Annotated in this window: 16 protein-coding genes; 2 read left to right on the forward strand and 14 right to left on the reverse strand. The window is 60.0% G+C overall.

Annotated elements, in window-relative coordinates; genetic code table 11:
* Window position 1: 1 nt before the first annotated feature.
* From CAY35_RS01450 to dnaE, 3 genes are all read right to left on the reverse strand, one after another.
* Window positions 2–580 carry an HIT family protein gene (locus tag CAY35_RS01450; protein WP_109303010.1) on the reverse strand — a complete coding sequence of 193 codons (579 nt, stop codon included), beginning with the start codon at window positions 578–580 and terminating at the stop codon, window positions 2–4.
* Entirely contained in the window at window positions 573–2,594 is a 2,022-nt protein-coding gene (gene thrS / locus CAY35_RS01455; RefSeq protein ID WP_109303011.1) for a threonine--tRNA ligase, read from the reverse strand. Before thrS ends, CAY35_RS01450 begins: the two co-directional genes overlap by 8 nt.
* Before the next feature lie 74 nt (window positions 2,595–2,668).
* A complete protein-coding gene (gene dnaE / locus CAY35_RS01460; protein ID WP_109303012.1) occupies window positions 2,669–6,604 on the reverse strand; it encodes a DNA polymerase III subunit alpha in 3,936 nt (1,311 codons plus the stop codon).
* A 553-nt stretch (window positions 6,605–7,157) separates the two neighbouring features.
* On the opposite strand from dnaE, the gene zapE reads away from it, so the two are divergent.
* Together zapE and CAY35_RS01475 are read left to right on the forward strand one after the other, a co-directional pair.
* A complete protein-coding gene (gene zapE, locus CAY35_RS01470) occupies window positions 7,158–8,279 on the forward strand; it encodes an AFG1/ZapE family ATPase (protein WP_109303013.1) in 1,122 nt (373 codons plus the stop codon).
* Window positions 8,280–8,289: 10 nt separating this feature from the next.
* Window positions 8,290–10,488 carry a S9 family peptidase gene (locus tag CAY35_RS01475; RefSeq protein ID WP_109303014.1) on the forward strand — a complete coding sequence of 733 codons (2,199 nt, stop codon included), beginning with the start codon at window positions 8,290–8,292 and terminating at the stop codon, window positions 10,486–10,488.
* Between the two features lie 67 nt (window positions 10,489–10,555).
* Here the strand turns inward: CAY35_RS01475 and CAY35_RS01480 are convergent, their stop codons facing one another.
* The 11 genes from CAY35_RS01480 to CAY35_RS01530 all read right to left on the reverse strand — a co-directional run bounded on the left by CAY35_RS01480 (window position 10,556) and on the right by CAY35_RS01530 (window position 20,627).
* The gene (locus tag CAY35_RS01480) at window positions 10,556–11,410 is read right to left on the reverse strand and encodes an SOS response-associated peptidase (RefSeq protein WP_109303015.1); all 855 of its coding nucleotides are present in this window, start codon (window positions 11,408–11,410) and stop codon (window positions 10,556–10,558) included.
* A gap of 65 nt (window positions 11,411–11,475) precedes the next feature.
* On the reverse strand, window positions 11,476–12,222 hold the full coding sequence (locus CAY35_RS01485) for a lipoate--protein ligase family protein (RefSeq protein WP_258265573.1): 747 nt from the start codon (window positions 12,220–12,222) through the stop codon (window positions 11,476–11,478).
* A 167-nt stretch (window positions 12,223–12,389) separates the two neighbouring features.
* Window positions 12,390–13,361: a class 1b ribonucleoside-diphosphate reductase subunit beta gene (gene nrdF / locus CAY35_RS01490; RefSeq protein WP_101629383.1), complete on the reverse strand. Its 972-nt coding sequence runs from the start codon at window positions 13,359–13,361 to the stop codon at window positions 12,390–12,392.
* Window positions 13,362–13,496: 135 nt separating this feature from the next.
* On the reverse strand, window positions 13,497–15,644 hold the full coding sequence (gene nrdE, locus CAY35_RS01495) for a class 1b ribonucleoside-diphosphate reductase subunit alpha (protein ID WP_109303016.1): 2,148 nt from the start codon (window positions 15,642–15,644) through the stop codon (window positions 13,497–13,499).
* Window positions 15,641–16,120, reverse strand: coding sequence for a class Ib ribonucleoside-diphosphate reductase assembly flavoprotein NrdI (nrdI, locus tag CAY35_RS01500; protein ID WP_375231729.1), 480 nt, complete (start codon window positions 16,118–16,120; stop codon window positions 15,641–15,643). Before nrdI ends, nrdE begins: the two co-directional genes overlap by 4 nt.
* A 132-nt stretch (window positions 16,121–16,252) precedes the next feature.
* Entirely contained in the window at window positions 16,253–16,498 is a 246-nt protein-coding gene (gene nrdH, locus CAY35_RS01505) for a glutaredoxin-like protein NrdH (RefSeq protein ID WP_101629385.1), read from the reverse strand.
* Between the two features lie 524 nt (window positions 16,499–17,022).
* Entirely contained in the window at window positions 17,023–17,403 is a 381-nt protein-coding gene (gene rsfS, locus CAY35_RS01510; RefSeq protein WP_101629386.1) for a ribosome silencing factor, read from the reverse strand.
* A 34-nt stretch (window positions 17,404–17,437) separates the two neighbouring features.
* Window positions 17,438–18,319 (reverse strand): hypothetical protein, encoded by an 882-nt coding sequence (locus CAY35_RS01515; RefSeq protein ID WP_109303017.1) that lies wholly within the window; start codon window positions 18,317–18,319, stop codon window positions 17,438–17,440.
* Window positions 18,312–18,953 carry a nicotinate-nucleotide adenylyltransferase gene (gene nadD, locus CAY35_RS01520; RefSeq protein WP_258265574.1) on the reverse strand — a complete coding sequence of 214 codons (642 nt, stop codon included), beginning with the start codon at window positions 18,951–18,953 and terminating at the stop codon, window positions 18,312–18,314. Before nadD ends, CAY35_RS01515 begins: the two co-directional genes overlap by 8 nt.
* 3 nt (window positions 18,954–18,956) lie before the next feature.
* Entirely contained in the window at window positions 18,957–19,181 is a 225-nt protein-coding gene (locus CAY35_RS01525; RefSeq protein WP_109303018.1) for a hypothetical protein, read from the reverse strand.
* A 174-nt stretch (window positions 19,182–19,355) separates the two neighbouring features.
* Window positions 19,356–20,627, reverse strand: a complete 1,272-nt coding sequence (locus tag CAY35_RS01530) for a glutamate-5-semialdehyde dehydrogenase (protein WP_258265575.1) — start codon at window positions 20,625–20,627, stop codon at window positions 19,356–19,358.
* Between the last annotated feature and the right edge of the window lie 26 nt (window positions 20,628–20,653).

The raw sequence follows: 20,653 nt of genomic DNA on the forward strand, positions 1-20,653 counted from the left end.
GCTAGTTGACCTCGTCCCAGCCCTGCTTCATGAGACGGAGCGTGTCTCCGAGAACCACCGGGATCGCTTTGGACTCAGCGATGATCGGGAAAAAGTTGGTGTCGCCGTTCCACCGCGGGATCACATGCTGATGCAAGTGAGCCGCGATGCCAGCGCCACCAGCCTGACCCTGATTCATCCCGAGGTTGAAGCCATCGGGTTTCGAGACGTGGGCGGCAACCCGCATCGCTTTCTGTGCGAGCGCACCCATCTCAGCTGTCTCTTCCGGCGTGATGTCGGTGTACATCGGCACGTGACGGTACGGGATGACCATCATGTGCCCCGGGTTGTACGGGTACAGGTTGAGGTTCACGAAGCAATGCTCGCCGCGGTAGACGATGAGCGCTTCCTCGTCGCTACGCTGCGGTCCAGAGCAGAACGGGCACGTGTGCTCGTCCTTGACTTGGTCCTGCCCCTTCTCGACGTAGGCCATCCGGTATGGGGTCCATAGACGGCCTAGTCGATCAGGTGCTGAAGCGAGCTCGAAGTCGTCGGTGACCTCGGCGTCGTGATCCTGTTGAGGCTGTTCAGGCTCAGGCATGGTCAGTGTTGATCCGTTCGCGGACGTGCTTCACGATGCGCTCAATGGCTTCATCGACCGGTACCTGGTTGTCCTGGGAACCGTCGCGGTAACGGAACGAGACCGCGTTGGCTTCCTGATCCTCGCCGCCAGCGATGAGCGTGAACGGGATCTTTTCCTTGGATGCGTTGCGGATCTTCTTCGGGAAGCGGTCGTGGCTGTCATCCAGTTCCGCGCGGATGCCTTCGGCTTTGAGACGGTCAACGACCTCTGCGAGGTAGTCGTTGAATACGTCGGCTACAGGGATCGCACGGACCTGAACTGGTGCGAGCCACGCCGGGAAAGCTCCCGCGTAGTGCTCGGTGAGCACGCCCATGAAGCGTTCGATCGAACCGAATTTAGCGGCGTGGATCATGACCGGTTCCTGGCGGGTTCCGTCAGCTGCCTGGTATTCGAGTTCGAAGCGGGCCGGCTGGTTGAAGTCGTACTGGACTGTACCCATCTGCCAGGTCCGGCCGATCGCGTCACGGGCCTGGACGGAGATCTTCGGGCCGTAGAAGGCAGCACCGCCTGGATCTGGGACGAGGTCCACACCGGTCGAGATGGCTACCTCTTCAAGGATGCGGGTCGCTTCTTCCCACTGTTCGTCAGAGCCGATGAACTTATCGGAGTCTTCGTCACGGGTTGAGAGCTCGAGGTAGTAGTCGTCCATGCCGAAGTCACGCAGCAGGGACAGCATGAATTCGATGAGGTGACGGACTTCCTCTGGAGCCTGTTCCTTGGTCACGTAGGAGTGCGAGTCGTCTTGCGCGAAGCCGCGCACGCGGGTCAGGCCGTGGATCACGCCGGACTTTTCGTAACGGTAGACGTGCCCGAACTCAAATAGACGTAGTGGGAGGTCGCGGTAGGAGCGGCCACGCGACTTGTAGATGAGGTTGTGCATCGGGCAGTTCATCGCTTTGAGGCGGTATTCCTGGCCCGGCTTGGTCACATTGCCGTCTTCGTCGTGTTCTGCGTCCACGGTCAGTGGTGGGAACATCGTGTCCGCGTAGTACGGGAGGTGTCCCGAGGTGTGGAAGAGGCCTGCGCGGGAGATGTGTGGGGTTCCGACGTAGTCGAAGCCTGCGGCTACGTGGCGGTCGCGAACGTAGTCTTCCATTTCGCGTTTGATGATGCCGCCCTTGACGTGGAAGACCGGCAGGCCGGAGCCGAGTTCGTCTGGGAAGGAGAACAGGTCGAGCTCGGTTCCGAGACGGCGGTGGTCACGGCGTTCGGCTTCTGCGAGGCGCTCTTGGTATTCCTTGAGTTCCTGCTTAGTTGGCCATGCGGTGCCGTAGATGCGCTGCAGCTGCTTGTTGTTTTCGTTGCCGAGCCAGTAGGCGGCGGCGCTGCGGGTCAGTGCGAACGCGTTGGAGATGATCTTGGTGTTCGGCAGGTGTGGGCCGCGGCAGAGGTCGCGCCAGATGACGTCGCCGGTCTTGCGGTCGATGTTGTCGTAGAGGGTGATCTCACCTTCGCCGATTTCAACGCTCATGCCTTCGCCGGAGGTTGCGGCTTCGTCGGCTTTGGAGAGCAGGATGAGCTTGTATGGCTCGTCTTTGAGTGCTTGGCGTGCTTGTTCGGAGGTGACGGTTTCGCGGCGGAAAGACTGGGTTTGGTTCACGATGCGCAGCATGCGCTTTTCGATGGCCTTGAGGTCTTCCGGGGTGAATGGTTCGTCGACGTCGAAGTCGAAGTAGAAACCGTCGGTGATGTAGGGGCCGATGCCGAGCTTAGCTTCCGGGTAGAGTTCCTGGACCGCTTGGGCCATGACGTGGGCGGTCGAGTGACGCAGAACGTTGAGGCCGTCTGGGCTGCTGATGTCCACGGATTCGACGACGGCGTCGGCTGGGACTTCGCGGTGGAGGTCCCACAGTTCGCCGTTGACGCGCATCACCACGGTGGTTTTTTGGTCTTTGAACAGGTCGAGTCCAGTTGTTCCCTGTTCCACCTCCCGCGCTTGTCCGTCGATCGTGAGGTTCAGGGAATCAGCCATGGTGGCCCGCCTTTCTTGTTCTATGGCTTTATGGTGAGTGGCATACCGAGACCACGACCAGCCAATGTCTCATTCTAGGACACGGAAGTGCGTGAAGCATCGTAGGACCGTTGTGTGTAGTTGGCCCCGGTGAGGTGGTTGCTGTTGGTTGAATGTTTGGGGTCACTGCGATGGCTGGTGTTGTAGAGGTATCCGGGTTGTGGCGGGATCCGTTCGGACGGGGTTTCAGCTGTGATGGGTTCTTGTAGATCCCATGCGCGGATCGCTTGGACGCTCACGGCTCTCGGGCCGGTGCGGCGCGTGGTGCCTTCCACGAGCATGAGCCGTGATGAGAACACGAGCGGGCCTGCTTCTTCTTGGGCTTGAGCGAAGAAGGCGATGTCGACGCATCCGTGGCCGTCGTCGAGACTGATGAAGACGACTCTCTCCCCCGAGCGCATCGGCGGGGTTTGGGTTGCGACTCGCACACCGGCCACGAGCACGCGGCTACCTGAGCGAAGTTCGAGGAGCCGGTTCGAGGGGGTCGCGCCGACCGCATCGAGGTACGGATAGTGCGTGTTCATGACGTGGCCGCTGATATCGGCTGCAGTGAGGTCGAGTTCGGTTCGGATGTTTTGTTCCGGCGTCGGGTCTGGGAACACGGGTGTCAGTGACGCGGTTTCAAGGTCTACACCGAGGTCCAGCGCGCCTTGACCGGGGATCGGGTGGTCGCGGCGCGTGCGTTGTGGCGTGTTGCGTTGAGCGTCTAGGTGGTGGATGAGGTCGGCGCGGCCGCCCCTTCCGGGGATCAGGAAACGATCGAGCGCTCCGAGTTGGGCGAGCCGGACCATGCTGGATTTACTGATGCGGGCGCGGGAACGCACGTCTGCAATTGAGGTGTAGGGGGCGTTGGCGCTCAGCCGTTGCGCTTCGGCACTCGTGAGGCCGCCGACGAGCGACCACGATATGCGGATGCCGAGGTCTCCGCGTGCTTGGATCCCGGGAACTGGTTCGCGTTGAGTTTGTGCATGTTGAACCTGATTTTGTTCGGGTATGCGTTCGACCTTAAAGGATGTGCTCGAGGTGTTGACGTCTAGCGGGAGCAAAGGGATGCCTAGCCGGCGCGCTTCCGCGATGAGTAGCCGCTGCGGGTACATCCCCGGGTCGTGTTCGAACAGTGCGGCCATGAACGCTTCCGGGTGGTGGGTTTTCAGCCAGGCGGATTGGTACGTGGGTATCGCGAACGCGGCTCCGTGGGCTTTGCAGAAGCCGAAGGAGCCGAAAGCGGCGAGGATCTCCCAGACTTTATCGATCACATCGACCTTGTACCCTTTCGAGAGCGCTTCTCGCCTGAATGCTTTTTCAAAGATCGGTTCCTTCTCTGGGTTTCCGATCCAGCGCCGGTACACGTCAGCACGGGCAAGCCCGCACCCTGTCATGGTGTCGATGATGCGTAGGACTTGTTCGTGGAACACCACGACTCCGTGGGTTTCTTTCAGGATCGGCGCGAGGTCTGGGTGTGGGACTTCCGTGTGCCGGAATCCGTGGCGTTGTTCCAGGAATGGGGTGACCATGTCTGATTGCATGGGGCCCGGCCGGAACAGGGAAATATCGATGATGAGGTCGTTGAGTTCGATCGGGGCGAGTTTTCCGATGAGTTCCCGCTGCCCTGGGGATTCGATTTGGAAGATGCCCAGCGTGTTGGTCGTGCGGATCATCTCGAACGTCGTTTCATCGTCGAACGGGATCCGGTCTAGGTTGATGAGCCCATCGGGTGAGATCCACGGGATGTCGTCACCGGCTTCGCTCATGAATGCGGCCGGGGAATCGGGCACGGTGTCAGGGATGCTGATCCCCAACGCATCTGGAGCACCGCCGCCTTCGGGGGTCTCACGCACCTGCTGGTCACGACTACCTGGTTGCTGATACCAGCCTTTCAGGGAGGCCCGATCGTGTTGGCCCGCGGCATAGACCGAACGCGCGTCGCCGTGGATCCGCTTGATCTCTTCGAGGGTGTAGGCGATCGCGGACTGCATCCGCACCCCGAGCACATCGAACTTGATGAGCCCCATGTGGTCCATATCGTGTTTATCGAACTGGCTCATGGCCAAACCCATGCCGGAAGGCTGGACCGGGGTGCGGTCCAGCAAGGAGCTGTCCGAAAGGATCACCCCGCACGGGTGCATCGAGATGTGGCGGGGCAACCGGTCCAGGCGTTCTGTGAGGTCGACGAGTAAGTCCCACCTGTTGTTACCGGAGCGGCGTTCGGCTTCTAGCCGTTGCGCGAGAGGGACAAGTTCCGGCATCTTCGCAACCGCATCCCGCACGTTCGCGGCGTTGAGGCGCCACAAGCTTTTAGCTGCCCGGTCGATGTCTTCACTTTCCATGCCCAACGCATAGCCGGCGTCGCGGACCGCTCCCCTTGCGCGGTACGCGTTCTGCATCGACATCAGCGTGGTGCGGTCCTCCCCGAACCGCTTAAACAGTTCTCTGTACACCGCATGGCGTTGAGCGGATTCAACATCCACATCGATGTCTGGAAGGCTTGCGCGTTCACGTGAGAGGAAACGCTCAAAGATCAGGTCATGCTCCAAGGGGTTCACATGAGATACCCCTAGGAGGTACACCACAAGGCTCGATGCTCCAGAGCCTCGCGCAGCGGCCCTCACTCCCATTCCGTGGATGATGTCGGTCGCTGCGGCGACCGTGAGGAAATAGCTTGCAAAGCCCAGGTCTTCGATGATGCCCAGCTCGTGGTCCAGGACGTCCAGGGCACGCTGACGCATCCGTTCAGCGCGCTCCGCTGAATGGTGCAGAACCGCTTCACCGCCCGGAGCGAACAACCGTTCGAGGCTGTCAAGGCACCGTTGCCGTAGTTCACGCATCGGGCTGTTCTTAATCCCGATCACGTGAGCCTCAGGAACTACCGGTGTCCCCCATCCCATGTGCTCGACCGGATCGAGCACGCTCAGGGACGCGCACAGTTGGGTTGAACGCAGTAGCTGCTCGGCACCTTGGGCTCCGAGTCCCGCAACTGAGGCCAACTCAGAAGCCACTTGATGCATGTGGGCACCCGGTTTCAGCCATCCTTGCCCATTGACTTGCGGACTCTCACCCCGCGAAGCGCTCGCCGCTGTGCCCGCTGCCGCACCGGATTTTCTTGCCGCAGCGCTGGAATTTCTTGCCGCAGCGCTGGAATTTCTTGCCGCAGCACTGGAACCCCCTGCCGATGCAGTGGAACCCAGCGGGGTCATGAGACGCACCGCGTCCACAACATCGGCGGTCGCTGCACCGTCTGGGCTCGCGTACCGCACGGCGTTCGTCAAGACCGCGGCAACGCCACTCTCGCGGGCTGCCTTCCACATGCGCAGAGCATGCGCATGGCTACAGCGCTGCCCCGGCCTAGACATATGACTCACCAGCTCAACGAATAACGCATCCGTACCGACCACCGCTTGCCACGATTTAAGCCGGCGCCGCATGACCGCATACCGCCGACGGTACGCGGCATGCCCCACATCGGAATCCGGGCCTAAGAGCACGCTGAGCCGCACCGCACCTTCAGGGTCAACGGCCGCTCGGCCTACATCGGCCCGGCTTACCCCCACGATCCCGTGAGGCTCCGTCCCCCGCCGATGCGCCAACGACACAAGCCGCACCAGCGCCGAATACCCTTCCGCAGAACCGCGGGCAAGCACAACAACCCGACCCGCAACAGTCACATCGGAGGCAACCGCACCGGAGGCAGCCGCGGCTTTGGAGCCAGCAGGCACGCCGGAGGCCCCCGCCCTCTCAAGCAGCGCGAGATCCACCCCCAGAATCGGGGCAATCCCATGCTCAATGCACGCAGCAACATGCTTGACCGCGCCATAGAGCCCGTCACGGTCCGTGCAGGCTAAAGCCCAAGCGCCATCAGCCGCGGCTTGCGCAACCAGTTGCTCCGGACGATCAACGCCGTAGTGCGCGCTATACGCGGTAGAAACATGCAAATGCGGGAAACCTATCTTCCCTTCATGCAGTGACCCGCCCATCGCTACCCAGCTACCTTCTTCACGCGCTACGCCGCAAAGGCTGAGACGGCAACTCAACGTTAATCAGCCGCCACCGGCCTGTTTCACAGTGCTGGGAAACGTACATCGTCTGCGGCTCAGACCGCGGGTTCAGCTGAACCTGCAACTGCCATATCAGATGATCAACAACCCCCGGCCCAGAACCTTTAACGGCTCGGGGGTCCTCATTCCACCACGCTCGACGCTCAAACCATCGGACGGGCTCCGCACACACCTTCCAGGTGCGCCCTTGCCACAGAACAGCGCTCGGAGCACCCTGCTCGTCGCACCGCAATTCCACAGATTGAGTGAACATACTCATTTCCTACTTCTCACCGGCCGCCTGTGAGCTGGCTCGGCCATAACACTGGATGTGCGAGGCCTGGGAAGCGGAACCTCACACAATGAGACTCGAACATATGTTCGATAGGAAGACCTTAAGAATACCCCCTGACAGTTTGAACCGCACACCCCTGTGTCCCACCTCGCACACAGCGTCCCACCTCGCCCACACCCATCGGAGACAATAGGGAGCATGTCCTCCCAGCCCCTCGATAACGACGCAGCCACACCCGGTTCCGGCCCCACCACAGCGGAACCCAACCCCGCCCCATCGAAATGCCTCTATGAACGTCTCGGCTGGGACTCCCTCACCGACGCGCTCGAGGCAATCAACCGAGCATCCGAAACCCGCGGCGTCACACTCGATCCGCACCAACAGCGCGCCGCCCACACGATCCTCGCGTCCCACGCATCAGGGGCCTACCTCACCGGCGAGGTCGGCCGAGGCAAAACCTGGCTCATCGACAGCATCCTCACCAACGCCTCCGCGCCAACCCGGCGCATGCACCTGACCGCGTTCTTCCGCGCGATAACCCACAGCATGCACACCAACGGGCACGCATTCGCGGAAGCCGTCACCGACGTCACCGCAGGCAACGCTGTCATCTTCATCGATGAATTCCACGTCCACGACGTCGCCGACGCCGTGATGCTCCGCCGCGCACTCAATGTCCTCGCCGAACACGACATCGCACTCTTCACAACCTCCAACACGACACCTGATAACGGCCACGACGACCCCATGATCGCCGACGCCCTCGCCCCTGCGGCACGCCACATCCACGAACACCTCGAAGTCGTGCCCCTCGCGCACCCGCAGGACTACCGCGCGCTCGCACACCAGCCAACCCAGCAGCAACCCCAACACCAGCCAACAGGCTTCCCGGCGGGGACCTGGACCATCGCGAACAAACCTAGCCCCCGCCCAACAGCAACCATCCCGTTGCCAGGAACCGCACGCACCCTGTCCGTCAACGCCACCACCCCAGACAACACAACCGTGGAACCCCACAGGCTCGACACGACGTGGGAGCACCTATGCGAAGGCAGCATCTCCCCTGCGGATCTGCTCGCGCTCGCCGAGGATTATTCGACCTGGGTCCTGCGCGACGTCCCGCAACCGGAGAACATCACTCGCAACTCGATACAGCGCTTTGCGCACTTGGTCGATGTGCTGGTCGACGCCGACATCCCGCTCCATGTCTACGCTCCGATCCCGCCGGAGGATCTAGCCCGCGCACCGCATAGCCCGGTCTACCCGCAACGCATGTTTTCGCGGTTGCAGCTACTGACACGCACCCCCGCGGCGCGATAGCCTCAAAGGCATGATTCAAACCCTTCACACTCTTCTCAACGCAACCCGCGTCACTGGCCTTGAAGCTAGCGCCAACGGACGCATCGTCGCCACAATCCAGCAGCTGGATGCCGATGGCACCGGCTGGCAGAGCCAGATCGTTGAACTCCCGAAAGGGTCAACACAGCCTCGCGCCCTGACCTGCCACGACAAGGGTGCATCGAGCCCGGCCTTGGAAGCTCAGGGCCGCTTGTTCTACATGGCTTCCAAGACCGACGACGCGAAGGCCGGTAGCTGCGTATGGCACCTTCCGCAGGGCTCGGCTTCGCCGTTGTTGCTTGCCGAGCGCCCGGGCGGGTTCCGTAGCTTGCAGGTCAAGAAGGACACGCTGTTCGCGCAGGCTGGTATGCATTCGCAAGCGAGCACCGAGGAGGAGCACGCCGAGTATTCGCGTAGCCGCTCCACGATGCATGTTTCCGGGATTCTGCATTCCTCGTTCCCGTCGCGGTATTGGGCGAGCGATCTTGGCCCTGCAACTGACGTGATCCTGGTGGCTGAGCTCCCTCGCGACATCGAGGCCGCCGCGGCTGAGCATGAGAAGAACGCGCGCCTCAAGAAGGCCGCCGATGCGGCAAGCAAGGACGCTGTCAGCAAGGATTCCGCTGAGGGTAAGGACTCCGGCGACAGTAAGGACTCCGGCGACAGTAAGGATTCGGCCGACAGCAAGGATGCGGATTCGCTGTTGTCGTGGCGAGTTCTTCGCTTGCCTAAGGGCCGTTTGCTTTCCTGGATGGCGGCGCCGAATGCCTCATTCATCCTCGCCTCGATTGAGATCAACGTCGCTGACCTCATCACGGGCACGCAGTTGTGGCGCATCGATGTCGCCACGGGTGAGCAGACGATGCTGACCGACGTTGACACGGTTCCTGGTCATCACCTCGGCCTGCTCGACATCTCGCCTGATTCGGCGAAGGTTGTCGTGAACTGCACCCGCGATTGGACGCCGCAGCAGTCGCTGAGCTCGAGTTCCCACATCATGGATATCGCTACCGGTGAGCGCACTGAGCTGTGGCCGGATCTGGACCACTGGGTGGCTCCGATGTGGGTCACGAACTCTGAGCTCGCCGCAACGAGCGATGATTCCGGTAGCGGCTCGGTGTGGTTCGGTTCCGTGACCGATGCCGCGCCACAGCGCATCGCTGGCGGCCCTGGCACCGGCGAGGTTTTCACCGGACTGGCCCGTGTGGGCGCACCAGATCGCTCAGCCAGCGGCGATGAAGCCCCTGCGCTGATTTCTTTGCGTAACGGCATCGCGGTTGCGCCGCATCCAGTGCGCATCGAACTCCCAAGCGAGACTGCACAAGCCGGATCAGCGCACGCCGTAGCTGTTGAGGAGCTCGCGAACCCTGCCGATGCAACGGATCAGCCGGGCCGCACCGAAAACATCACTGCCACCGCGGAGGACGGAACGGAGATCCGCGCCTGGCTGCGCTTGCCGGAAGGCGACGGACCACACCCACTCGTCGTGTTCGCGCACGGCGGCCCGTGGGGCTCGTGGAACGCGTTCACCTACCGCTGGAACCCGGCACCATTCGTCGCAGCCGGTTTCGCGGTCCTTCTGCCAGACCCAGCTATCTCGACTGGCTATGGCCAGGCGATGATCGACCGCGGCCAGCAACAGCTCGGCGGCACCCCGTACACCGACATCATGGCGCTCACCGACGCCGCCATCGAGCGGTCCGACATCGACGAAACCAAGCAGGCGTTCGCCGGCGGTTCCTACGGGGGCTTCATGGCTAACTGGGTTGCAGGGCACACAGGCGACCGGTTCAAGGCCATCGTGACCCACGCATCGTTGTGGAACACGACCTCGATGGGCCGCAGCACCGACAACGCGTCATGGGACCGTGCGATGCGTGAGCAGGGTGCGGAGTATTCACCGCACCTCTTCGCGGAGAAGATCACAGCACCGATGCTCGTGATCCACGGCGATAAGGACTACCGCGTGCCGATCGGCCAGGGGCTTGAACTGTGGCACGCACTCCACGTGCATGCAGCCACGCCGCGTGCTGCCGACGGCTCGCTACCGCACCGCTACCTCTACTTCCCGGATGAGGGGCACTGGATCGAGTCCCGCGGAAACGCAGAGGTCTGGTACCGCACGTTCATCGGTTTCCTGCAAGAGCATGTGCTCGGCGAGGAAGCCGAGAAGCCGCTCTCACTCGGGTAGTCGTTGTTGAGCAACGTTGTGGCCGGCTAGCCGTTGATGGTTAGCCGGCCACAACGTTGCTCCAAACCTAGAACAGCGACGGCTCGATGTCGTTGACGGGCGTGATCAGTTCCGGGCCGTTGTTCCGCACGTTGCCCACCGCGGGATCCACTTCGTGCATCTCCCATTCCCCGAGCGAATCGTAGGCGTGAGCTACGGCTTCAGCGACGAGCGTTGCGGCGTCCTCGTTCTGCGGATCGAGCCATGCACTCAGCGCCGCTTCGTCCCCGAGCGGAACGGGTAAACGGTCATGGAGCCGCCCGAGCTCACCCGCCATCCCGGCTGAGTCCGGTGACGGCGATGCGCACGTAAGCATCGTGCACGAAAGCACCCACGGATTCTCCTCAGCGGCGCCCGTCCTTGCACCAGCTGGATCTTGCTGCGCGTTTGGGTCTTTCCACCATTCATACAAGCCCGCGAAGACGATCGGCGCGCCGTCTTTCCGATGCACGAAGAACGGCCGCTTACGGCCGCCCGGTTTCTCTGGCGCAAGCCACTCATAATAGCCATCCACCGGAATCGCGCAACGGCGAGCCTTTACGGCGGACCTGAATGTTGGCTTCGAGGTCACAGTCTCTGAGCGTGCGTTGAAGGCCCGGGAGGAAAACGAGAGGTCTTTAGCCCAGATCGGGACCAGGCCCCAGCGCGCTACGTGCAGTTCACGCCTATATTCCGCTGGCGGCTGTCCCGCTGGGAGATCTCCCGCGGGCTCGACAAGCCGTTCCAGCACAATCGGAACATCCTTGGTGGGCGCAACGTTGTAGTCGGGCCGCAGTTCAAGCTGCTCACCCTCGGCTTCCGCGCCATCCGCATCGGGCGCTTCGATACCGAGCGCATCCATCAAGTCTCCGGCGGCCCGGGCGATCACATAACGTCCACACATGCATCCATCGTGGCACATGCAAGCTGAACCAGGCATCCGATGTGGGGCTCATCTATGCGTGCGGGCTAGCTGAACACGTAGCCGTGCTCGCCCCACACCTCAAGCAACACATCAATAAAACGCTCATGCGTGACGTGCGTGGCGACGAGATCTTGCGCGGAGCCGATGGTGCGTGGGTCCAGTTCCAGATCCATCGCCTTGTAAACGGACTCGGTTACGGCGGCGATCGGCTCAGTTTCTTCCAGGACGACAGCCGATGAGAACAGCCACGCGCCCTGCACGACACGTTGCGCTGTACCGACGAGCTTTACTTTGCGGCCCTTTTCGAATCGACTTTCTCCGGTCGCGATCCCATGGACGGAGTATTCGCCCGGGCAGTATTCTCCGGGCAGCTCCCCTACTGCCGCGGGGACGCCGAGGCGTGTGAATACTTCGACGAAGAGGTTCGCGAAGTGTTCGAAGCGGTGCTGGTGCGTGAGCATCGCGTCTTTCTCGGGCTGGATGTGGTCGATGACCCAGCTTCCTGGGTGGTAGGCCATCGCCCGTCCGCCGGCTTTGCGGATGAGTGGCGCGAATCCGGCGTCGCGGCTCGCTTGGGCCGCGGCCTCGTAGCCGGGCGCGCGTGTGTCACGTTGGCCGAAGGCCACGGTCGGTGCGGGGCGGTAGATGCGCAGGAGCGGGCCGCGTTTGCCTTGCGCTACTTCGCGCAGCAGTTCGATGCCGCGGTCCAGGTCCGCCGCTGGGTCACCGGATGGGATTTCGCGCAGAAGGGTTCCGGTGTGTTGCGGCTGTTCGGGGATCGCTGTGTTCACGGGGCCTTAGTTTAGCCCGCCTGGTGCTCGTGTGGACCTTGTGCGGCTCTTTCGCACGTCAGTGTGTCCGGCGGTTAGAGGGCTCAGCGGTTAGAAAGCTCGGCCCTGTCCTGCCCGCATTCGCTGCGGGATGAACAGGGCCGAGGCTCAACGTGATGGTAGCTTGGTTAGAAGTCCCAGTCTTCGTCTTCGGTGTTGACTGCGGTACCGATCACGTAGGAGGAACCGGAGCCGGAGAAGAAGTCGTGATTTTCATCCGCGTTCGGCGAGAGCGCGGAGAGGATAGCCGGGTTCACGTTAGTGACGGAGCTTGGGAACATCGCTTCGTAGCCGAGGTTCATGAGCGCCTTGTTGGCGTTGTAGTTCAGGAACTTCTTGACGTCCTCAGCGAGGCCAACTTCGTCATAGATTTCGTGGGTGTAAGCGACTTCGTTCTCGTAGAGCTCGAAGAGCAGCTCGTAGACCCAGTCCTTGAGTTCGTCGCGGCGTTCCTGGGTCTCGTTTTCGAGGTTCTTCTGGTACTTGTAGCCGATGTAGTATCCGTGGACTGCCTCGTCACGGATGATGAGGCGAATCATGTCCGCGGTGTTCGTGAGCTTGGCGTGTACCGACCAGTAGAGCGGCAGGTAGAAGCCCGAGTAGAACATGAACGACTCAAGCAGGGTCGAGGCGACCATGCGCTTGAGAGGGTCTTCGCCGTCGTAGTACGACTGGATGATCTGCGCCTTCTTCTGCAGGTATGGGTTCTCGTGAGCCCAGCGGAACGCGTCATCGATCTGGCGGGTCGATGCCAGGGTCGAGAAAATCTGCGAATACGACTTCGCGTGTACAGACTCCATGAACGCGATGTTCGTGTACACCGCTTCTTCGTGCGGGGTCAGTGCGTGCGGGATGAGGGATACAGCACCGACGGTGCCCTGCAGGGTGTCGAGCAACGTGAGGCCGACGAAGACACGCATCGTCATGAGCTGCTCGGCTTCGGTGAGGGTCGCCCAGGACTGTACGTCGTTGGATACCGGGACCTTCTCCGGGAGCCAGAAGTTGTTGGTCAGACGGTTCCAGACTTCAACGTCTTTATCGTCTTCGATGCGGTTCCAGTTAATGGCGTTGACAAGCGGGTTACCGGCGTCGGTGGTCATGTCACCTCTCCCTTTCAGAGGATCGCATGGGTGGAAAATTCATGAGTGGCGTGAATGTGGTGGGGCATCCAACGATGTTCGGTTGGATACCCCACCACTGTCAGTACTGCTGTGTGTCCAGCAGCACTGCCATGTTTAGAGCATGCAGGATACGCAACCCTCTACTTCGGTTCCTTCCAACGCCATCTGACGCAGGCGGATGTAGTAGATGGTCTTGATCCCCTTGGTCCATGCGTAAATCTGTGCACGGTTGACGTCGCGGGTTGTCGCGGTGTCACGGAAGAAGAGAGTCAGCGAAAGACCCTGGTCGACGTGCTGGGTAGCAGCGGCGTAGGTGTCGATGACCTTCTGGTAGCCGATCTCGTACGCATCTTCGTAGTACTCACGGTTGTCGTTCGTGAGGTACGGAGCTGGGTAGTAGACGCGGCCGATCTTGCCTTCCTTACGGATCTCGATCTGCGATGCGACCGGGTGGATCGAGCTGGTCGAGTTGTTGATGTAGGAGATCGAACCGGTTGGTGGCACGGCCTGCAGGTTCTGGTTGAAGATACCGTGCTCCATGACGGAAGCCTTGAGTTCTTCCCAGTCCTGCTGGGTTGGAATGTGCACCTGGGCGTCTTCGAAGAGCTTGGCGACCTTAGGGGTCTCCGGAACCCACGCCTTCTCGGTGTACTTATCGAAGAATTCGCCGCTTGCGTACTTCGAATCCTCGAAGCCGTCGAAAGCTTCCTGCTTCTCGATCGCGAGCTGATTCGACACGCGAAGCGCGTGGTACAGCACGGTGTAGAAGTAGATGTTGGTGAAGTCCAACCCTTCTTCCGAACCGTAGAAGATGCGTTCGCGGGCGAGGTAACCGTGCAAGTTCATCTGGCCGAGGCCGATCGCGTGGGTCTTGGCGTTGCCCTTAGCGATCGACGGGACCGACTGGATATCGCTCATCTCAGACACAGCGGACAGTGCACGGACCGCAACCTCAACGGACTTGCCGAAGTCCGGGGAGTCCATCGTCTTAGCGATGTTCATGGAACCGAGGTTGCACGAGATGTCCTTGCCGACGTGCGCGTAGCTCAGGTCAGCGTTGTAGGTCGAGGCTTCGGAGACCTGGAGGATCTCCGAGCACAGGTTGGACATCGTGATCTTGCCCTTGATCGGGTTCGCCTTGTTGACCGTGTCTTCAAACACGATGTATGGGTAACCCGACTCGAACTGCAGCTCCGCCAGGGTCTGGAAGAACTCGCGAGCGTTGATCTTGTACTTGCGGATCCGCTTGTCATCAACCATCTCGTAGTACTTCTCAGAGACGCTGATTTCGGAGAAAGGCTCACCGTAGACGCGCTCAACATCGTAAGGCGAGAACAAGTACATGTCTTCGTTGCGCTTAGCGAGGTGGAACGTGATGTCCGGGATCACGACGCCGAGCGACAGCGTCTTAATGCGGATCTTCTCGTCAGCGTTTTCACGCTTCGTGTCAAGGAAGCGGTAAATGTCTGGGTGGTGTGCATGCAGGTAGACCGCACCTGCGCCCTGACGTGCACCAAGCTGGTTCGCGTAGGAGAAGGAGTCTTCCAGAAGCTTCATGACCGGGATGACACCGGAGGACTGGTTCTCGATCTTCTTGATCGGTGCTCCGTGCTCACGCAGGTTGGTGAGGTTGAGTGCCACACCGCCGCCACGCTTGGAGAGCTGCAGCGAGGAGTTCACGCCGCGAGCGATGGACTCCATGTTGTCCTCAACACGGAGCAGGAAGCAGGATACGAGCTCACCGCGCTGAGCCTTACCAGAGTTCAGGAAGGTTGGGGTTGCCGGCTGGAAGCGACCCTCAATGATTTCCTCAACCAGGGACTTCGCGAGCTTCTCGTCGCCACGTGCCAGGTGAAGCGCAACCATGCACACGCGGTCTTCGAAGCGCTCAAGGTAGCGAGCACCGTCGAACGTTTTCAGCGCGTATGAGGTGTAGAACTTGTATGCACCAAGGAACGTTTCGAAGCGGAACTTCTTGGAGTACGCGAAGTCATAGAGCTCTTTGATGAACTCGCGAGAGTACTGCTCGAGAGTCTCTGGCTCGTAGTAGTTCTTCTCGACGAGGTAGTTGAGCTTTTCGTCGAGGTCGTGGAAGAAGACCGTGTTGTTGTTGACGTGATCCAGGAAGTACTGACGTGCAGCGTAGCGGTCAGCGTCGAACTGGATCTTTCCGTCAGGTCCATACAGGTTCAACATGGCGTTGAGCTCGTGGTAGCTCAACCCCTGGTACTGCTCAGGAATTTCCTTGAAGCTGGTTTTCACTGAGGATTCAGCGAGAGGTGTGTCCAAAACTCGTCCAGTCCTTCGTTAACGCGGGCTACGTCTTCTTCCGTGCCCATGATTTCGAATGTGTATAGCAGAGGTACGTCTAGTTTCGCGGCGATCTTGCGAGCTGCGATGTTGTATTGCGCACCGAAGTTGGAGTTCCCAGCCCCCATAACTCCACGCAGATACTTCCGATTCTGAGGTTCCCTCAGAAAGTTCAGAATCTGCGGCAGAATTGACCGCTCACCCTTAGTGCCACCGTATGTCGGCACGAGCAACACATAGTCGGTCTCAGCTACGAGATCCGGTTCTGTGCGGCGCATGGGGATGCGCGCCGCGCGGCGATTGAGCTTGGTGATGAAGCGATGTGTATTCCCTGAAGCGGATGAATAGTAAATCAGCCGCTCACGGGTTGTTTCTATTTCCTTTTCCGGCACAGGCATTGCCTGCTGCGGGACCACTGTTGACGTCATGCTCCCTCTCCCGACAAAGGCGTCGTGTTCAAAGGCTGAAGAGATACACCAGTCGCTAACGGATCCATCCCGGCCCGTGTGGTCAGCCACTAGCCACACGTTGAGGAAATGTGAGACCCGCTGAAGGCGTAATTAGGCCACGGAAGACTTGAGTGCGTTTTCGAGCTCGCTGATCTTGTCTGGGCGGAAACCAGCCCAGGAGTCAGACTCGGTCACGACAACTGGTGCCTGCATGAAGCCCATGGAACGTACACGCTCAAGCGCGTCAGCATCCTGCGACATATCGACAACGTTGTACTCGATGCCCTTCTTGTCGAGGGCACGGTAAGTCGCGTTGCACTGAACGCATGCAGGCTTCGAGTAGACGGTTACGGCCATGATCCTTCTTTTCCTTCCTGAGTCGTTTCTGCAGAGAAACGTCACAGCATCGGGTACGACGTGTATTGCTGGGCTACGTGATGTTTCAGTTGCTTAGCCGCAACTGTGCGGTTCCAGCGGTTATGGGTTCCATACTACCCCCCACCACTACATATTGTGTGCAGTGAGAGACGTAACCACCATATCCTGTCTTACATCGATGTCATTACAGCACCGTTCATCCACAGCACATGTGGAGATATTCACTACTGAAACGCCGAGATTTCGCGGTTCAAAACTCGTTGTCCACAGCGTGTGAGTTAACAGTCCCCAAGGATGTGCACAGTGAAAATCGCTGAAAATTTATTTTTAAACATCTCCCCTCCGGCGTGTTGCGCTTCGATTCTTCAGGCCTCCACCATGCATTGACCCCCTGACAGATTGAAAAAGGACGGGACGTCGACAACTCGACGTCCCGTCCCCCATATCCAGCTACACGCGCCGCTTCAAGCGCTACGCGTATGAGTCAGATAACCAGAAAATCATCACACGGCTTCTTGCGCCTGTAGCTCGGCTAATTCAATTGCCGGAGCGTCAGCCCAGATCCGATCCAATCCATAGAAGTCACGGTCTTCAACGTGCTGAACATGGATCACGATGTCTCCGTAGTCCAGCAAGACCCAGCGGCCGCTACCGCGCCCTTCCCTGCGCAGAGGCTGATCCTCGTGATTAACACGCAGCTCGTCTTCAACGGCTTCAGCGATCGCTTCTACTTGCCGCTCAGAGCCTCCCGAAATAAGCAAGAACGCATCGGCCAAACCGAGCCGCTCCCCCACGTAGATCGCGGAGATCTCTTCCCCGCCTTTGAGATTGGCCGCATGTGCGGCAGCGTTGAGACGATCTGTGACAATGCCCGGAATGTTCACGGTCCTCCAAATGATGAGTTGTGAGATCTGCCGACTATCTAGACAACAAGGCGAATAGAGCTGCGGCCACAGCAATGACCGCGGAACCACCGACAACACCCATAGCGATGAGTCGTTGACGTGCCCCACCCTCCTGATAGGTCATAGGTTCGAGGCCGTGAGCCGTGCTAGCGGACACAGGCCCGCCGTCCTGTTCAGGGTCGCTCGGTTCATAACCTTCTGTAGCCGGAGTCGCAGCCACCGGAGGTTCCTGCGTCTCTTCTACATCTGAAGGGGAGGTTTCAGGCACAACAATTTCGATGTTGCGCGTCACGGGACCTATAACGCCCGTGGTCTCTAGTTTGCGTTGCGCGTCCCGGTGATCGTCGGTAGAGATGCCGAGGACATCGTTGAAACTAGGCATAGCGTCGATGTCGGCGTCGCCTAATGCGTCGCGTAGCTTTTCAACGCGTTGAAGTTCGTATTCTTCGAGGGCTGCCTCGTCATCGAAGGTTCCCTCTAGTTCCGAATCAACCGGAGTAGCGATCGCTTGCCGCGTCAGGTCCTCTATGGATTCCTCTGGTTGAGTGCCGAAAGGATCGTCAGCCTGATCGCGGTCTTGTGCATCCTGTTCGTGCTGTGCACGGCGCAGATCACGACGGCTCGCGTACTGTGGCTGCTCGTGTTCAGTTTCAGCTTCGCTGGCTTGCGGCTCAGCTTGAGCTGTCTCTAGGTCGGCTTCAGCCGTCGCTGCATCGGCTTCATCGTTCTCTACATCAGCCTCAGCATTCTCTACGTCAGCCAGTGTCAGGAACAGGGTTTCGATAGGCTCATCCGCTGAAGCGGATGATTCGCGTTCAGCTGATGCCCGTTCCATTTCGCGGAGTTCACGCCGCGTCAGCGGACGTCCTGATGTTGGCAACTGATCTTCAGCCACGCGCGTTCACCTCCGCCGGTACTGTCTGTTGGTCGACATATAGCCCATGTTTGTTGATGTATTGGACAACACCATCGGGCACCAGGTACCAGACCGGCTCGCCTCGCGCTACGCGTCCGCGGCAATCAGTCGACGAAATAGCCATGGCCGGCACCTCGAGGAGTTCGAGCCGTTCTAGGCCGTTGTCTTCGAGCACGTGGCCTGGGCGGGTCACGCCAATGAATGAGGCGAGCGACTGCAGTTCGTCGATGTCTTTCCACGTCATGATCTTGGCAAGCGCGTCCGCTCCGGTGATGAAGAAAAGATCCGCATCAGGGTGTTGAGCGTGCAAGTCGCGCAACGTATCGATCGTGTACGTGTTTCCGGGGCGGTCGATATCGACGCGGGACACCGTGAACCGTGGGTTCGAGGCAGTCGCAACAACTGTCATCAGGTACCGGTGTTCAGAATCAGTGACGTGATCCTTGGGGTCCTGAAGTTTCTGCCACGGGCGTCCCGTGGGAACGAAAATGACCTCGTCGAGCTCGAATTTCGCCGCAACTTCACTCGCCGCAACGAGGTGGCCATGATGGATCGGGTCGAATGTCCCGCCCATCACGCCAATCCGTTGACGTTGTGAATGCAGCTTCGGCACGACTTAGCGGCCTGCTCCGAGGGAACCTACCTGACGGTTCGGGTCGATCAGCTCGATGTCTTCCTTGCCGATGGTGTGGTTGTTGGAGAACGATGCCGTGACCAGCAGGAGGATCAGGAAGGTCAGCATGATGCTTCCGCCGATGATCAGCGGGATCAACAGGCTGTGCTCCGAGTGCTCGGCAGCGTTCTCAGCCAGCAACATGAGGTTATTTGCCAGGGTCAGCACGGGTGACTCTCCTTGGACTCGTTAGGGTGGTTAGCGGTTCCGTGGGCGGTTCCGCACGCGTGATGAATTTGTTAACACGGGAGTGTTCACGGCCATTCTATCCGGTACTGCGCAGAGTTCAGACATTCATCCACCGCGGTGTCTCGGAAACATGGCCGTGACGTGCCCGCGTTTCTAGCTACGTATGTTGTAGTCGCCTTCGAGGATCCACTTCCAAGAAGTCAACGCTACGGCTCCCATCGGACCGCGAGCGTGCATCTTCTGGGTTGAGATGCCAACTTCAGCCCCGAGGCCGAACTCGCCGCCATCGGTGAAGCGCGTGGACGCATTCACAACGACAACGGCCGAGTTGACGTTCTTGAGGAACGCCTGCTGGCTCGTGACCGACTCGGTGATGATCGCGTCAGTGTGGCCGGTGCTGTAACGCTCGATGTGTGCGAGAGCTTCATCCAGCGAATCCACGATCTTCACAGCGATATCCAGGTCGAGGTATTCGTCGGTGAAGTCCTCTTCCTGTACCGGAACGACCTCTGCGTCCACTGCCTCAGCTACGCGTTCGTCGCCATGCAGCGTAACCCCAGCCGCAACCAGGAAAGACAAAACAGTCTTGCCGGTGCCTTCGAGCGCGTCGGTGTGAATCAGCAAAGTCTCCACGGCGTTGCACACCGAAGGGCGCTGCGTCTTGGCGTTGAGCACAATCTCAGTCGACTGCCAGGCAGGTGCGCTCGCGTCAAGGAAAATGTGGACGTTGCCCTCGCCGGTCTGGATCACAGGGACTTTCGCGTTGTTGACCACAGACTGAATCAGATTGCGTCCACCACGTGGGATTAGGATGTCAATCTTGCCCACAGCTTCCATCATTGCGTTCGCGGCGGGACGCCCACCGTCGTCGACCGACTGAACCGCAGCGACTGGCAGGCCCCTCTTCTCGAGGACCTCCTGGATCACTCGCACGAGCACCTTGTTCGTGTGCGCCGCCGCACTACCGCCGCGCAACAGAACAGCGTTACCGGAGCGGATAGCGATGCCTGCGATGTCCACGGTGACATTCGGGCGCGCTTCATAGATCACGCCGACCACACCGAGCGGAACGCGCACCTGACGCAGACGCATGCCATTAGGTAGCTGGCGTCCGTCGGTGACCTCACCTACTGGATCTGCTTGGTTTGCGAGTTCTTCCAGAGCCGCCATGAGACCGTCGATGCGGGCATCATCAAGCTTGGTTCGGTCAAGCATTGCCTTTGACGTGCCGTTTTCTTCGCCAGCTTTCATATCAGCCTGATTGGCTTCAAGGATCTCGGCGCGGGCAGCGTCAATGGCCGATGCGATGTCACGCAGAGCCGCGTCCTTCGCTTCCCGCGGCAGGTTCGCCATGACGTGCGATGCTTCACGCGCCTTGTCAGCGCGTTCAGCTACCAAAGTGGTTGCGTCAATATCGGTTGCCATACGTGTGTGATCCTCCATCTGATCCC

Origin of the sequence: Pseudoglutamicibacter cumminsii, assembly GCF_003143995.1 — a bacterium.
Taxonomy (GTDB): domain Bacteria; phylum Actinomycetota; class Actinomycetes; order Actinomycetales; family Micrococcaceae; genus Pseudoglutamicibacter; species Pseudoglutamicibacter cumminsii_B.